The sequence below is a fragment of the Streptomyces sp. B6B3 genome (assembly GCF_039871525.1).
Lineage (GTDB): Bacteria > Actinomycetota > Actinomycetes > Streptomycetales > Streptomycetaceae > Streptomyces.
This window is the reverse complement of sequence record NZ_JBDPLU010000010.1, coordinates 107727-120774: the sequence shown is the minus strand read 5'-3', so window position 1 is coordinate 120774 and position 13048 is coordinate 107727. Positions and strand designations below refer to the sequence as shown.

At 71.6% G+C, this 13048-nt stretch carries 11 protein-coding genes and 1 pseudogene; 7 read left to right on the top strand and 5 right to left on the bottom strand.

Features of this window, described 5'->3' with window-relative positions:
- Nucleotides 1–133: 133 nt before the first annotated feature.
- Complete coding sequence (locus tag ABGB06_RS21515; RefSeq protein ID WP_347591810.1) at nt 134–2287, bottom strand: DEAD/DEAH box helicase; 2154 nt, start codon at nt 2285–2287, stop codon at nt 134–136.
- A gap of 195 nt (nt 2288–2482) precedes the next feature.
- Nucleotides 2483–2680, bottom strand: a complete 198-nt coding sequence (locus ABGB06_RS21510) for a hypothetical protein (RefSeq protein ID WP_347591808.1) — start codon at nt 2678–2680, stop codon at nt 2483–2485.
- Nucleotides 2681–3238: 558 nt separating this feature from the next.
- On the opposite strand from ABGB06_RS21510, the gene ABGB06_RS21505 reads away from it, so the two are divergent.
- Nucleotides 3239–4051, top strand: coding sequence for a BTAD domain-containing putative transcriptional regulator (locus tag ABGB06_RS21505; protein WP_347591806.1), 813 nt, complete (start codon nt 3239–3241; stop codon nt 4049–4051).
- On the opposite strand, the gene ABGB06_RS21500 is transcribed toward ABGB06_RS21505, so the two are convergent.
- Nucleotides 4000–4839, bottom strand: a complete 840-nt coding sequence (locus tag ABGB06_RS21500; protein ID WP_347592070.1) for a hypothetical protein — start codon at nt 4837–4839, stop codon at nt 4000–4002. The genes ABGB06_RS21505 and ABGB06_RS21500 overlap by 52 nt on opposite strands.
- Between ABGB06_RS21500 and ABGB06_RS21495 the strand changes: the two are divergent.
- Together ABGB06_RS21495 and ABGB06_RS21490 are read left to right on the top strand one after the other, a co-directional pair.
- Nucleotides 4792–6591 (top strand): annotated as a pseudogene (locus tag ABGB06_RS21495) (BTAD domain-containing putative transcriptional regulator); the annotation flags it as partial. The gene ABGB06_RS21500 and the pseudogene ABGB06_RS21495 sit on opposite strands and share 48 nt — an antisense overlap.
- 161 nt (nt 6592–6752) lie before the next feature.
- Nucleotides 6753–7115 carry an L-rhamnose mutarotase gene (locus tag ABGB06_RS21490; protein WP_347591804.1) on the top strand — a complete coding sequence of 121 codons (363 nt, stop codon included), beginning with the start codon at nt 6753–6755 and terminating at the stop codon, nt 7113–7115.
- A 29-nt stretch (nt 7116–7144) separates the two neighbouring features.
- Here the strand turns inward: ABGB06_RS21490 and ABGB06_RS21485 are convergent, their stop codons facing one another.
- Nucleotides 7145–7537 (bottom strand): hypothetical protein, encoded by a 393-nt coding sequence (locus ABGB06_RS21485; RefSeq protein WP_347591802.1) that lies wholly within the window; start codon nt 7535–7537, stop codon nt 7145–7147.
- Between the two features lie 353 nt (nt 7538–7890).
- Between ABGB06_RS21485 and ABGB06_RS21480 the strand changes: the two genes are divergently transcribed.
- Nucleotides 7891–8556, top strand: coding sequence for a hypothetical protein (locus ABGB06_RS21480; protein ID WP_347591800.1), 666 nt, complete (start codon nt 7891–7893; stop codon nt 8554–8556).
- Nucleotides 8557–8572: 16 nt separating this feature from the next.
- On the opposite strand, the gene ABGB06_RS21475 is transcribed toward ABGB06_RS21480, so the two are convergent.
- Nucleotides 8573–9754: a nucleotide disphospho-sugar-binding domain-containing protein gene (locus tag ABGB06_RS21475; RefSeq protein ID WP_347591798.1), complete on the bottom strand. Its 1182-nt coding sequence runs from the start codon at nt 9752–9754 to the stop codon at nt 8573–8575.
- 332 nt (nt 9755–10086) lie between these two features.
- Between ABGB06_RS21475 and ABGB06_RS21470 the strand changes: the two genes are divergently transcribed.
- Genes ABGB06_RS21470 through ABGB06_RS21460 form a run of 3 tightly spaced genes read left to right on the top strand, consistent with a single transcriptional unit; the run spans nt 10087 to nt 13017 of the window.
- Complete coding sequence (locus ABGB06_RS21470; protein ID WP_347591796.1) at nt 10087–11253, top strand: glucose-1-phosphate thymidylyltransferase; 1167 nt, start codon at nt 10087–10089, stop codon at nt 11251–11253.
- Complete coding sequence (gene rfbB, locus ABGB06_RS21465; protein ID WP_347591794.1) at nt 11250–12251, top strand: dTDP-glucose 4,6-dehydratase; 1002 nt, start codon at nt 11250–11252, stop codon at nt 12249–12251. Before ABGB06_RS21470 ends, rfbB begins: the two co-directional genes overlap by 4 nt.
- A 19-nt stretch (nt 12252–12270) precedes the next feature.
- Nucleotides 12271–13017: an NAD-dependent epimerase/dehydratase family protein gene (locus tag ABGB06_RS21460; RefSeq protein ID WP_347591792.1), complete on the top strand. Its 747-nt coding sequence runs from the start codon at nt 12271–12273 to the stop codon at nt 13015–13017.
- The last annotated feature ends 31 nt before the right edge of the window (nt 13018–13048 follow it).

Sequence of the window (13048 nt, the reverse complement as noted above, 5' to 3'; positions counted from 1 at the left end):
GACAAACCATAGGGCTCGATATGAACATTGAGTAGAGGTTGCGCATGTCACGAAAAGGTACCGTGTTTTAGGAACACAAATTCGATACAGGAACTCCTATACGAGCCCGCGTTCGAGCGTCAGGCTTCGAGCGTCAGGCGAGGCGCCGCTGCTCCTCCTCGACGATGCGGCGGGCGAGCGCGCCGTCGGAGATGTCGACCGCGTCGGGGCTCGCCTCGGCCACATCGCTGCGGCGGGCGTAGGCGTCGAACAGCCGGGACTTGGTCGCCAGCAGTTCCACCATGCGCTGGTCCACGCCGCTGGTGGCCAGCAGCCGGTGCACCTGCACGGGCCTGACCTGGCCCATGCGGTGCGCCCTGGCGACCGCCTGGTGCTCGATGGTCGGCTTGATCTGCGGTTCGCAGATGATCACCACGGAGGCCGCCTGCAGGTTCAGCCCGACGCCGCCGGCCTCGATCTGGGCGAGCAGCACCGCGTGCCCGGGCGCGGCGCCGAACTCGTCGACGAGTCGCTGCCGGCGGGCCGGCGGCACGGCGCCGGACAGCGGGCCGAACACCTCGGCGCGGAGCGCCGCGCGGACCGCGCCGAGCACGTCGAGGAAGTACGAGAACACCACGACCTTCAGCCCGTTGTCCGCCGCCTCCTCGACCAGCTCGCGCAGCCGCTGCAGCTTGGCGGACTTCTCCGGATGCGCGTACGCCGCCCGGCGCATGGCCATGAAGTTGCCCGCCAGAACGGCCTGCCGGTAGGCGTCCTCGTCCGCCGCGCTGAGCTCCTCCCACTCGTCGGTGTGCAGCAGCTCCGGCAGTTCGGTCAGCACGTCCCGCTGGTTCCGGCGCAGATAGGCCGGCGCCACCGCCCGGCGGAACGCCCGGGACCCGGCGACGCCGCTGTCGTCGCCGACCCGGGGCAGCAGCCCCGGCTGCAGGTGGCGGACCAGGTTGCGGAACTCGGCGACCCGGTTCTCCATCGGGGTGCCGGTGAGGAACAGCACCCGCTCGCAGCGCCCGGACCACGCGGCGACGGACCGGGACCGCCGGGTCTCCGGATTCTTCACGTAGTGCGCCTCGTCGACGACGAGCATCCCCAACTCGCCCTCCCCCGGCGGGTCGAAGCCGCGCAGCGCGTCGTAGGTCGTGACGCCGACACCGCCCGCCTCCCGCCACTCGGCGAACGCGTCGCGCCGCTCGGGTCCGTGCAACGGGACGGGCCGCAGCGCGCTGCGGGCGGCGATCTCCCGCGTCCAGTTGACCAGGACGCTGGCCGGGCACACCACCAGGAAGTGGGTTCGTCCCTCGGCGGCCAGATGGGCCAGCGCGGCGATCGCCTGGATCGTCTTGCCCAGACCCATCTCGTCGCCGAGGATGACGCGGCGCTGCGCCAGCGCGAAACGGGCGCCGAACGACTGGTAGCCGCGCAGCGAGACGCGGCAGTGGGTGTCGTCCAGCGGCTGCGCGCGCACCCGCTCCGCCACCTCGTCGGGCAGGAAGCCCTCCGCCGCCGCCTGGTCGGGGGCGCGTCCCGACACCTCGGCCAGCACGCTGTAGTACTCGGCGGAGTTCAGCTCGAAGCCGACCCAGGCCTCGACCTCGGTGGCCGGCCCGCGCAGCAGGTCCACCGACGCCTGCCGGATCAGCGCGGGAACGTGGCGGGCGGCGGCCTCGTCGCACAGCTCCTGGAGCCGGGCCACCGCGGCGCGCGCCCGCTGCCGCCGCCGCGGCCCGGCCAGCCACCCGCGCAGCAGGCCGCCGGCGGGCCTGGCGTCAGCCAGCAGAGGGTCGAGCGCCCGGGCCAGTCCCTCGGCGGCGTTGACCGCGCGACGCGCCTCGGGCCCGGCCTCGACCAGCCGGTGCAGGGCGACGACCAGGGCGGTCGTGCGTGGCTCGGGATGGTCCGCGTCGAGCTGCAGGGCGACGGTCTCCAGGACCGCCCGGCGGATCTGGCCGGCGGCTGCGAGCGCCTGGTCGGCGGTGTGCGCGCCTACTCCGGGTATCTGCCGCAGCTGGTACCGGCCCGCGCGCAGCACCTGGCCGACGGACGGGTACCCGGCGGCCTCCAGGGCGCCGAGCCGCAGCCGGCCCTCCGTGACGTCGCGCAGCCGGGCCACGGGAATCGACTCCAGCTCCCGGTCGGCGAGTTCGTCGTGCAGCGGGGCGAGCGCGGTGCGCACCTCCGCGACGGCGCCGGCGTGGTCGGCGAGCACGGCCCGCGCGGCATCGCGCAGCCGCCGCGCCTCCGCGAGCACCTGCCGGGCCCGCCGCCCGACCGCCACCCCGCCTTCCGCCATGCCGTCCCCGTCATCCTCCCCACAGTGCCCCGCCATCCTGCCACGCCCCACCGACGACGGCCCCTGGGCGGCGGGCCTCCCCGGCTCGGCGCCTGTGGAGGAGACCGCTCCGGGGAGATCCACCTGGCTGCGGTGAACTGCCCGGAGATCGGACCGCTCACCGCAGCCATCACGTCCCGGATTCACCTCATCCGGTCAGGCACCGATCCAGGCTGCCTGGTACAAGGCATAGAGGATCGCGGGGAGCACTCCGAAGAGCGTGCCCAAGGCGATCAGAACTCTGGGAAGCACGTTGGTGGACTGCAGTACCTTCACGATGTATGCCACGAGAGCGAAGAACGCCAGGGTCACGACGACCCCGGCGATCAGCCACTCGGAAGGGGTGCCGTGCATAGCTCTCCCTGCGATGTGTGCCTAGTCCGACTGGGTCTCGGCACACCGACGTTGGAAGATCTGCGGATGGCCCCTGGTAGGCAGGACCAGATCGGTCCTCGCTGGCGTGCGAGAACTTGACGGTAGCTCAAACGAGGGTGGGCGCACCAGAGTTCACGGAAAGTCTGCACACGTCGTGGCATATGCAGCAGAGGAGCCCCGGGCTACCACCCCCGGGGCCTCCATCTGGGCGCCGGACTAGGCAAGTCACACTCGGCACCGGTTGTATGAGGCTCCCAGGCGGTGATAAACGGGCGATGAACGCTGGCAGCGGGGGGCACTTCCCTCCTGACAGCTCCCTTCATGCCAGCTACGGCATGAACGTCGCCAAACATCCCTCGTGCCGCACAGATACCCCTACCGCGCGACTCACATCACCTGAGGCGCGACAAACGTTCAATGAACGGGCCGTCCCGGGCCCACACCCGATGTGCTCCCTGGATCATCCTCGACATAGTCGTGCCGCTGACTGCTCCGCCGTTCTCCCACCCTGCTCTCGTCTCACTTAACGCCTGCTGAATGCGCTGGTATCGTAGTCGCATGCCCGATGCCGTCGTGGACTTCGACCTGCTTGGTCCCGTTCGCGCCACCTGCAACGGGGCGGAGGTCCGCCTAGGGACCCCCCAACGTCTGTCCGTCCTCGCCGTACTACTGCTTTCTGCTGGGCAGGCCGTGCCAACCGCGGTGCTCCGGGAGCGTCTATGGGCTGGTCCACCTCCCGCCTCCGCAGTGTCCGCGATTCAGGTCCACATGCACCACCTGCGGAAGACTCTGAGGCCCTATGCACACGCGGTCCGCATCGCCACACATCCAGGCACTCCGACCGATCGAGTCAGTTACACCCTTCACGCCGATGACGAACGCATCGACGTGCGCCGGTTCCGTCTCCTACTGAACGACGGAGAGGCCGCTCAAGCACAGGGCAACTCGCACCTCGCCGTTGCGAAGTTCGACGCCGCTCTGAATCTGTGGCGAGGTCAGCCGGTGTCCCAGCTACAGGACTCACGGTACATCGTCAACCTGCGTCGCAGCTTGGAAGACATGTGGCGGGACGCGGCGACTCGACGCGCCGCAAGCCGGCTGGCTCTCGGCGCGGTCTCACAGGCGACAGCCGAGCTGCAGGATCTGCACACACAACACCCCGGCGACGAGCGGATCGTCCTACTGCTGTCCCAGGCCTTGTGGCAGGACGGCGCACAGGGCCAGGCCATGCGTCTGGTCACAGACGAGCTTGATCACATGCAGCGCGTTCACGGCCTCCGGCCAACCGCGCTGCTTCGTCAGCGCGAGGAGCTGGCCCGACGCGTCCACGACGGAAGGGGATCATTGTGAAGGCCGAGGCCGGTCTTCTCGGCCCCGTGCAGTTGATCGTGGACGGAGTCGACGCGACGCCTACCGCGGCACGCAGTCGCGCGCTGCTTTCCTACCTTCTGGCCAGGCACGGGCAAACCGTGGACATCGAAACTTTGGCCACGAGCATGCGTCTCAACGCTCACAATGTCCACAACTACGTCCACCGCCTTCGCCTCGGCATTGATCGGGTCGCAGGCCGGGGCGCGGGCAGCGCCCTCCTCGAACATCAGCCGCTGGGCTACCGTCTTCACATCGACGAGGCGAACCTCGACTACGAGCGGTTCGCCCATCTCGTCGAACGAGCGCACCTGCTGTCGCGAGACGCCACGGTAGGCAGGCTTGAAGAGATGAGTTCGCTTCTCGACCAGGCGCTTCGGCTGTGGCGTGGACGAGCACTGGTAGACCTGCCTCCGGACGCCGGCTCCTCCGCAGAGGCTTTGAGGTTGCGGCTGGAGGAACAACGGCTTGAGGCGCTTGCCCTGCGCGTCGACACAGCCATGGCCCTCGGATGGCACGCTCGCGTCATCGGAGAGCTGCGTGAACTGGTTCACGAACACCCGACGGACGAGCGCTTTCACCTGCAGCTCGCGGAGGCCTTGCGGGCAACCGGGCGAGCCGCTGAGGCGGTGACGATACAACGAGATCTTACTGCCGGAGCCACAGGTGATGAGGCAGTCCCGAGCCGCGGTCCCCATGGGCAGTCCCCTGAGGTACTCGACATCCCCAAAAGGTCCGAGACCGCCCTGGACTTCGGTCTGCTGGGGCACGTCCGGGTAGTTCGGGGCAGCGAGGCGCTGCCCTCCGGCACGCCTCTACAACGCGCCATGCTCGCAGATCTGCTGTTGCGACGCGGCAAGACCGCGACGGTGGGCGAGCTGATCCAGGCGCTGTGGGGCGAGGAACCCCCGACCAACCCGGTACCGACGCTGCGCACCTACGCCAACCGACTGAGAAACGCGCTCGGGCCGCGCAAGGACGTGCTGGTCAGTCAGGGCGGCGGCTACGCGCTGCGACTGGGCGCGGAGGACCGGTTGGACGCCGACCGGGTCGCCCGGCTGACCGCGGCCGCCGAGAAGAGCACGGCGGCCGGCGACCTGACCCAGGCCCACGAGCTGTACACCGAGGCGCTCGGCATGTGGGACGGCGGCGAGGCGCTGGCCGGCATCCCGGGTCCGGGGGCGGAGATGCACCGCGCCCGACTGGGCGAGCAGCGGCTGGCAATCGAGGAGTCCCGCCTGGAGGTGGGCCTGCAGATCGGGCTGCACGCCGAGTCGGTGTCCGAGCTGACCGCGCTGACCACCGCGTACCCGCTGCGGGAGCGGCTGCGGGAGCTGCTGATGCTGGCGCTGTACCGCTGCGGCCGGCAGGCCGAGGCGCTGGCGGTCTACGCCGACGCCCGCCGGATCCTGGTGGACGAGCTGGGCGTCGAACCGCGCGCGGAGCTGGCCGAGCTGCACGGCAAGATCCTCAACGCCGACGCCTCGCTGAGCTTCACCGGCCCCGCCGACCCCACCGCCGCGCCCCCGCCGGTGCGGCCGGCCCAGCTGCCCGCCGCGGTGGGGGACTTCACCGGCCGGGTGGCGTTCGTCGCCGAGCTCGGCCAGCAGCTCGCCACCGCGGGCGGCCGGGTGATGGTCGTCTCGGCGGTCGCCGGAATGGCAGGTATCGGCAAGACGACCCTCGCGGTCCAGGTAGCCCACCGCGCGCGCGAGCACTTCCCCGACGGCCAGCTGTACGTCGACCTCCAGGGCGCCGGGCCCTCCCCCGCCGAACCCGAAACGGTGCTGGGCGCGTTCCTGCGCACCCTAGGCGTCGAGAACGCGGCCATCCCCCACAGTCTCGCCGAACGCACCGCGTTGTACCGCTCGTTGGTGGACGGGCGCCGCGTCCTGCTACTTCTAGACGACGCCCGCGACGAGAATCAAGTCCGTCCTCTGCTACCGGGTACGCCCAGTTGCGCCACGCTGATCACCAGCCGCCGGCGCATGGTGAACCTGGCCGGCGCGCACCTGGTGGACCTCGACGTGATGAGCCCGCAGGAGGCGCTCACCCTCTTCTCCAACGTCGTGGGCAAGGAACGCGTCAACGCCGAGCGCGCCGCCGCCATGGACGTGGTCGGCGCCTGCGGCTTCCTGCCCCTGGCCATCCGCATCGCCGCCTCCCGGCTGGCCGCCCGCCGCACCTGGACCGTCGCCACCCTGGCCCGCAAGCTGTCGGACCAACGCCACCGGCTTGCTGAGCTTGCCGCCGGTGACTATGCCGTCGGAGGCGCCTTCAGACTCGGTTATGACCAGCTCAACCACGAACAGGCGAGAGCCTTCCGTCTTCTTGGCCTGGTGGACGAGCCAGCTGTGACGCTGCTCGCCGGCTCAGCCGTGCTTGACCGCGATCAGGACTGGACCGAGTCCCTTCTCGAGTCGCTCGTCGATGCCTCGCTGCTTGACTCCGCCGCGCCCGGGGTCTACCGCTTCAATCCACTGACCCGTCTCTTCGCCCGCGCCTGCGTCGAACGCGACGAACCGCTGCGAGCCCGACAGGACGCGGCCGAGCGGCTGAGATCTTACCTGGACCAGGCTTCGCGCACTGTGCCCGGGTCCGTGGGCCGATGAGTCACGGTGTTCTCGCGTTGCATGGGGGATGATGAGGGGCGCTCGTGCAGGGTCGTGGAAGGGATGGCGAGATGCGTGTCGCGTTGCACTCCGTGCTTGTGGAGGGGCAGGAAGCCGGGTACGAGGAGGCGCACCGGGTCGTGCCGGAGGAGCTGATGACGGCGCTGCGGGGTGCGGGCATCCGGGAGTGGACGATCTGGCGCAGCGGGCGGCACCTGTTCCATCTCGTGGAGTGCGACGACTTCGCGGCGGCGCTGGAGCGGCTGGCGGCGGATCCGGCGGACGCGCGCTGGCAGCGGTACATCGGCGTCTACGTCGACCATTTCGAGACGACGGAGGGCTCCCCCGCCTCCGGGCCGACCATGGCGCTCGGGCAGGTGTGGGACCTGGCCGCGCAGGCGGCCGGCGCCGAGGGTGGACAAGCGGGAGCCTGAGCCGGGCCCTCTCCGCCAGACGGGACCCGTCAGGTGGGCGGGTTGCCGTAGTGCGCGCGCAGCTCGCGCAGGTTCGGCACGGCGGGGAAGCCGACGTCGCCCGCGCTGACGGCGATCGAGCCGTCCTCGTTCCGGTACTGCTGCGGCGTCGACCACCGGGGTTCGAGGCGCGGTTCGGCGGCGAAGGCCCGCAACAGCGCGTCCACGACGCGAACCGCCTCGTCGCGGGACGAGGCCCGGAGGACCACCGTGCCGCGCTGCCAGCCCCCGCCGAACATGTCGCTGCAGTCGAACTCGGCCGACACCACGCCGTCGACGGCGAGCGCCGTCTCCCGGAAGGCGTCCTCGGCGTCCGAGTTCCTCGCCCGTCCCAGGCTGAGCAGCACGGCGAACAGGCCACCGACCGGTCCGGCGCGAGACATCCGGCGCACGAGTCGCCGCCTACGGCGTTCCCAGCCCTTGCCCATCAGCGCCTCCCGCCTGGCCCGCCGAACATCACTGGCGCTCGCTTCGCTGCTGGTCGGGTCATGGCGACTCGACCCTACCCGCGCGCCGTCCGCCCACGTCGAGCACGTCGTACGCCAGCCACCGGCATGATGATCCCAACAGCATCTCCGTTCACACGGTCTCGGAACCGGTACGCGGTTCCCCGCGTCGGTGCAAGCGGCTACGGACGGAACCGCGGCGTCACGGGAATGGCTGTCGGAGCTCTGGCCCTCTTCACGCCGACGCGACACAGCACGAGGGAGCACGCAGGGTGACAACCGATCTGACCATGAGGATTCCAGCGGCCAAGCTCAAGGACATGGAGGGAGGAGATCCGCCGCCACCGGTCAGGAACGTTGTCGAGCTGGCCGACGGATCAGGCGCGCCCCGGGCCGTCGCGTACGTGGAGCGCGAACTCCCGCCCGGTGGCATACCCGCCTATCTCGCGGCTCGCGGAGCCGGTGGTCGTTCGTTCGCCCTGTGGGCCGACGAGCACCGTGGCAGCCGGGTGGCCACCCTGGTGACGCAGTCGGCGCACGGGGGGGTGGCGACGTACCAGGTGCTCGGCGCGGACGGCGAGGTCATCGGCACGCTCGTGCGCGAGAAGGCGCTCAGGGGCAGGGGCATACGGACGCGCTGGACGGTGAAGCAGCCCGGCGTCCCCGAGGCCGTGGGCTACAAGGGCCGGATCTTCTGGTGGTACTTCATGTGGCTGCTGTCTCCCCTGTTCCCGTTCGCCTTCCTCGGCGCCGTGTTCAACAACGGCGACATGCCCCGCGCCCCTCGGCGGATCAGGTGGCGCGCGGGCGGCCGACTGCTGCTGGACTTCCGGCCGTTCACGGACCGGCTACGGCTGTGCACCCCCGAGGTGGACTGGCGGCTGGGCGCGGCCCTGCTGGCGCTGCTGCGTTCCGACAGCGGCTGGACCACCGCCTGGGACGCCCGCGGGAAGTGAGACGCGGCGAACCGGCTCAGCGCCCGGCGAGGGCCATGGTGCCGGTCTCCATCGCCGCGACGATCTCGGCGAGTGGCGGCTGGTTCCGCATGTCCTGCCGCAGGTCGCCGGCCGCCTGGGCGTAACCGGGGTCGGTCAGCAGGGTGTTCAGCGCCTCGCACAATACGTCCGGGTTGTTCTGCTGCTCGGCGGTGTCGAAGGAGATCCCGGCGCCCGTCTCGCGCAGCCGGTCGCCGTGCGCGAACTGGTCCGCGAGCTGCGGGAGCACGAGCTGCGGCAGGCCGTGGGCCGTCGCGGTCATCGTGGTCCCGGCGCCGCCGTGGTGCACCACCACGTCGCACCAGTCCAGCAGCAGGTTGAGCGGCGCGGGATCGACCATCCGCACCGTGTCGGGCAGGTCTCCGATTTGCGTCCGGTGCCGCGCCGGGATCGTGGCGAGCACCTCGATGCCCGGCATCCGCCCGAAGGCGGCCAGGAAGTCGCGCACGAAGGGCACGCCGTTGAGGTCGAGCGTCCGGGCGCCGAGCGTCACCAGCACCCGGGGCCGGCTCCTTTCGGCGCGGAATCGCGCGTCCACCCAGGCCGGCAACGGGCCGTTTCCGTTGAAGGGGACGAAACGGAACGGCAGGCCCTCGTCGATATCCGGAATCTGTAGTTTCGGTGGGCACGGGTCGAGCAGTGCCGTAGGCTCGGGAAGTTTCTCCAGGCCGAGTCGCTCGCACTGTCCGCGCAACATGACGGCCGCCTCGCGGCGCACCGCACCCGACAGCGGGTCCACGCCCCAGCGATGCTGGTATACGGGGATTCCCAGCACGCCGCCGACCACCAGCGAGGTCGATTCGAGCGGGTCGGCCACCACCGCCTCGGCGCGTAACAAACGGGCCGTCTCGATATACGCCTGCCACATGTAGGTGGCGTGCATGGCGAATATCCAGCCGGGCCGCGCCGCCTCCAGCGCGTGCCGGCCGTGGGTCTCCAACGGCCGTTCCTCCGGCTGCAGTCCGCCCTGCTGACGCTCCTCCATGTGGAACCCGACGCCCACGCTCACGCCGTTCAGCCCGGCCGCCTCCACCGCCGGCAGCATGTCCGGCTGGGTGGCCACCAGAACGTCGTGTCCCGCCGCCCGCAACGCCCATCCCAGCGGAACGAGCGGCGTGAAATGGGTGGGCACCGGCGTCGGTATCATCAGGACGCGCATCGGATTCCCTCCGGGTATGTGGGGCTCGACGGTCTGCCTCGGTTTCACTGCTCATCGACGTTTTCGCGGCGGAATGCGGCTCGTGTCGCGGTCCGAATCGACGGCGCCCCACGGGCGAAGGCGCGGTTTCCGCCGGGAACGGGTCTGCCGCCAATTCGCGGCCACGGGATACCCTTACCTCACGAGGCCACCGACGTCTACCTTCGTCCCTCCGCGACCATCCGACTTCCCAGCAGCGATCCGACATCCCGCCCCGCCCGCCCCGCCTGGTGCGGCCGCCGAATACGGCGGGGTGCGGGAGGCCACGACGACGTGAATCGGGAGGACCTCTCTTGAAGGCTCTGGTGTTGGCCGGCGGATCCGGTACCCGCCTCCGTCCGCTCAGCCACTCGCTGCCCAAGCAGCTGATCCCGGTCGCCAACAGACCCGTGCTGGCGCATGTGCTCGGCAACATCAGGGAGCTGGGGGTGAGCGAGGTCGGCGTCGTGGTGGGCACCCGGGGGCCCGACTTCCGCGCCGCGCTCGGCGACGGGTCCCGGTTCGGCGTGCGCCTCACCTACCTCGCCCAGGCGGCGCCGCTCGGCCTCGCCCACACGGTGCGGGTGGCCAGGGACTTCCTCGGCGACGACGACTTCGTCATGTACCTGGGCGACAACATGCTGCCCGACGGGATCGCCGGCATCGCGGAGGAGTTGACCGCCGGCCGTCGGGACCGGCGCCCGGCCGCGCTGCTCGTGGTGCAGAAGGTGCCCGACCCGCGTTCCTTCGGCGTGGCCGAACTCGGCCCCGGCGGCCGCGTGCTGAGGCTGGTGGAGAAGCCGGAACGGCCGCGCAGCGACCTGGCCCTGGTCGGCGTGTACTTCTTCACCGCCGCCATCCACGAGGCGGTGGCGGCCGTCCGGCCCAGCGCGCGCGGCGAGCTGGAGATCACGGACGCCGTCCAGCGGCTGGTGGACGCGGGCGCGGACGTGCGCGCCCGCCAGTACCACGGCTACTGGAAGGACACCGGGAGCGTGACGGACTTACTCGACTGCAACCGCCATCTGCTGGCCCGGATGCCGACGGAGGTGCGCGGCACGGTCGACGGCGCCAGCGTGCTGACCGGCCCGGTCGTCGTCGAGCCCGGCGCCCGCGTGGTGCGGTCCCGGCTGGAGGGCCCGGTGATCGTCGGCGCCCGGACCGTCGTCGAGGACAGCCATGTGGGCCCGCACGCCGCCCTCGGCCGCGACTGCCGGGTGACGGGCAGCGGCCTGGCCAACTCCATCGCGCTCGACCGGGCGTCCGTCACCGGCGTCCGCGACCTGTGCGACTCCGTCCTCGGCCGGTCCGCGACCGTCGAAGTGACCGCCGGCGCGGCCGCCGGCGGTCGCGCCGGGGTGAGCGCCGGGGTGAGCGCTGGTGCGGCCGCCGGCGCTGGCGCCCGCCGCGGCCCCGGACGGAACGCGGACCGGTGGCGGCTGGTCATCGGGGACGACAGCCGCGTGGAGGTCTCCGCATGAGGATCCTGGTCACCGGGGCCGCCGGCTTCATCGGTTCGCACTTCGTCCGCGCCCTGCTCGACGACCGGTACGCCGGCGGCTGGCGGGACGCCGCCGTCACCGCCCTGGACAAGCTGACCTACGCCGGCGCCCGCCGCAACCTCCCGGCCGCCCACCCCCGCCTGACGTTCGTCCGCGGCGACGTCTGCGACCGCGCGCTGCTGCGCGACGTACTGCCGGGCCACGACGCCGTGGTCCACTTCGCCGCCGAGACGCACGTGGACCGCTCCCTGCAGGGCGCGGGCGAGTTCTTCCGCACCAACGTCCTGGGCACCCAGACGCTGCTCGACGCGGTGCTGGAGACCGGCGTCGAGCGGGTGGTGCACGTCTCCACCGACGAGGTGTACGGCTCCATCGCGGCCGGTTCCTGGACCGAGGACAGCCCGCTGCGGCCCAACTCGCCCTACGCCGCGTCCAAGGCGGGCGCCGACCTGGTCGCCCGCGCCTACTGGCGCACCCACCGGGTGAACGTGTCCGTCACCCGCTGCTCCAACAACTACGGCCCGTTCCAGCACCCGGAGAAGCTCATCCCGCTGTTCGTCACGAACCTGCTGGAGGGCCGGCCGGTGCCGCTGTACGGCGACGGCCGCAACGTCCGTGAATGGCTGCACGTGGACGACCACTGCCGCGGCATCCATCTCGTGCTCGACCGGGGCGAGCCCGGGGAGGTGTACCACGTCGGCGGCGGCAACGCCTGGACCAACCGCGACCTCACCCGGCGCCTGCTCGACCTGACGGGCGCGGACCCGGACCTGGTCAGGCACGTCGCGGACCGCAGGGCGCACGATCTGCGCTACGCGATCGACGACACCAGGATCCGCGAGGAGCTGGGCTACGTCCCGCGCGTCGGCTTCGACGCGGGCCTGGCCGCCACGGTCGCCTGGTACCGCGACAACCCCGACTGGTGGAAGGCCGTCAAGTACGGGGCGGAGCGGTCCGCGCCGCCTCCGGCGCCGTGACCGTGGAAGGGATGGCGGCGTGGACATCGTGGGCAACGGCTTCCTGGCGCGGCAGCTGCGCCCGCTGGCCGACCGGCACCCGGACACCGTGGCCCTCGCCGCCGGCGTCTCCCGGGCCGGCGGCGCCACGGACGCGGACTTCGCGCGCGAGGCCGCGCTGCTGCGGGACACCGCGCGGCGCTGCGCGGCCACCGGCCGCCGCCTGCTGTTCTTCTCCACCGCCGCCATCGGGATGTACGGGTCGGCCGGCGGGCCCGGCCGGGAGGACGAGCCGGTCACCCCCGGCACGCCCTACGGCGCGCACAAGCTGGCGCTGGAACGGCAGCTGCGCGACTCGGGAGCCGAGCATCTGGTCCTGCGGCTCGGCCACCTCGTCGGGCCCGGGCAGCCGGCGCACCAGCTGCTCCCCACGCTGGTGCGGCAGTTGCGCTCCGGCGTGGTGCGGATCCACCGCGGCGCGACCCGCGACCTGATCGGCGTCGGCGACGCGACGACGCTCGTCGACCTGCTGCTCGGCCTGGGCCTGCGGGCGGAGACGGTCAACGTGGCGTCCGGGTTCGACGTGCCGGTGGAGGACGTCGTCGACCATCTGAGCCGCCGGCTCGGCCTGGCCGCCCGCCGGGAGTACCAGGACACGTCCGCCGGCCGGCACGTCGTGTCCACCGAGAAGCTGCGCCGCCTGGTGCCGCGCGCCACGACGCTCGGCTTCGGCCCCGGCTACTACCGCCGGGTGCTGGACGAGTTCGCGGCATCCGCGTTCGCCTAGGCCCTGACCGGCCGAACCCGCGACCGGCTGG

Bases quoted from the DNA above. Each gene is read 5' to 3' on its own strand.
- ABGB06_RS21515 (WP_347591810.1), bottom strand. From the start codon at position 2,287: ATGGCGGAAGGCGGGGTGGCGGTCGGGCGGCGGGCCCGGCAGGTGCTC.
- ABGB06_RS21510 (WP_347591808.1), bottom strand. From the start codon at position 2,680: ATGCACGGCACCCCTTCCGAGTGGCTGATCGCCGGGGTCGTCGTGACC.
- ABGB06_RS21505 (WP_347591806.1), top strand. From the start codon at position 3,239: ATGCGCTGGTATCGTAGTCGCATGCCCGATGCCGTCGTGGACTTCGAC.
- ABGB06_RS21490 (WP_347591804.1), top strand. From the start codon at position 6,753: ATGCGTGTCGCGTTGCACTCCGTGCTTGTGGAGGGGCAGGAAGCCGGG.
- ABGB06_RS21485 (WP_347591802.1), bottom strand. From the start codon at position 7,537: ATGTCTCGCGCCGGACCGGTCGGTGGCCTGTTCGCCGTGCTGCTCAGC.
- ABGB06_RS21480 (WP_347591800.1), top strand. From the start codon at position 7,891: ATGAGGATTCCAGCGGCCAAGCTCAAGGACATGGAGGGAGGAGATCCG.
- ABGB06_RS21475 (WP_347591798.1), bottom strand. From the start codon at position 9,754: ATGCGCGTCCTGATGATACCGACGCCGGTGCCCACCCATTTCACGCCG.
- rfbB (WP_347591794.1), top strand. From the start codon at position 11,250: ATGAGGATCCTGGTCACCGGGGCCGCCGGCTTCATCGGTTCGCACTTC.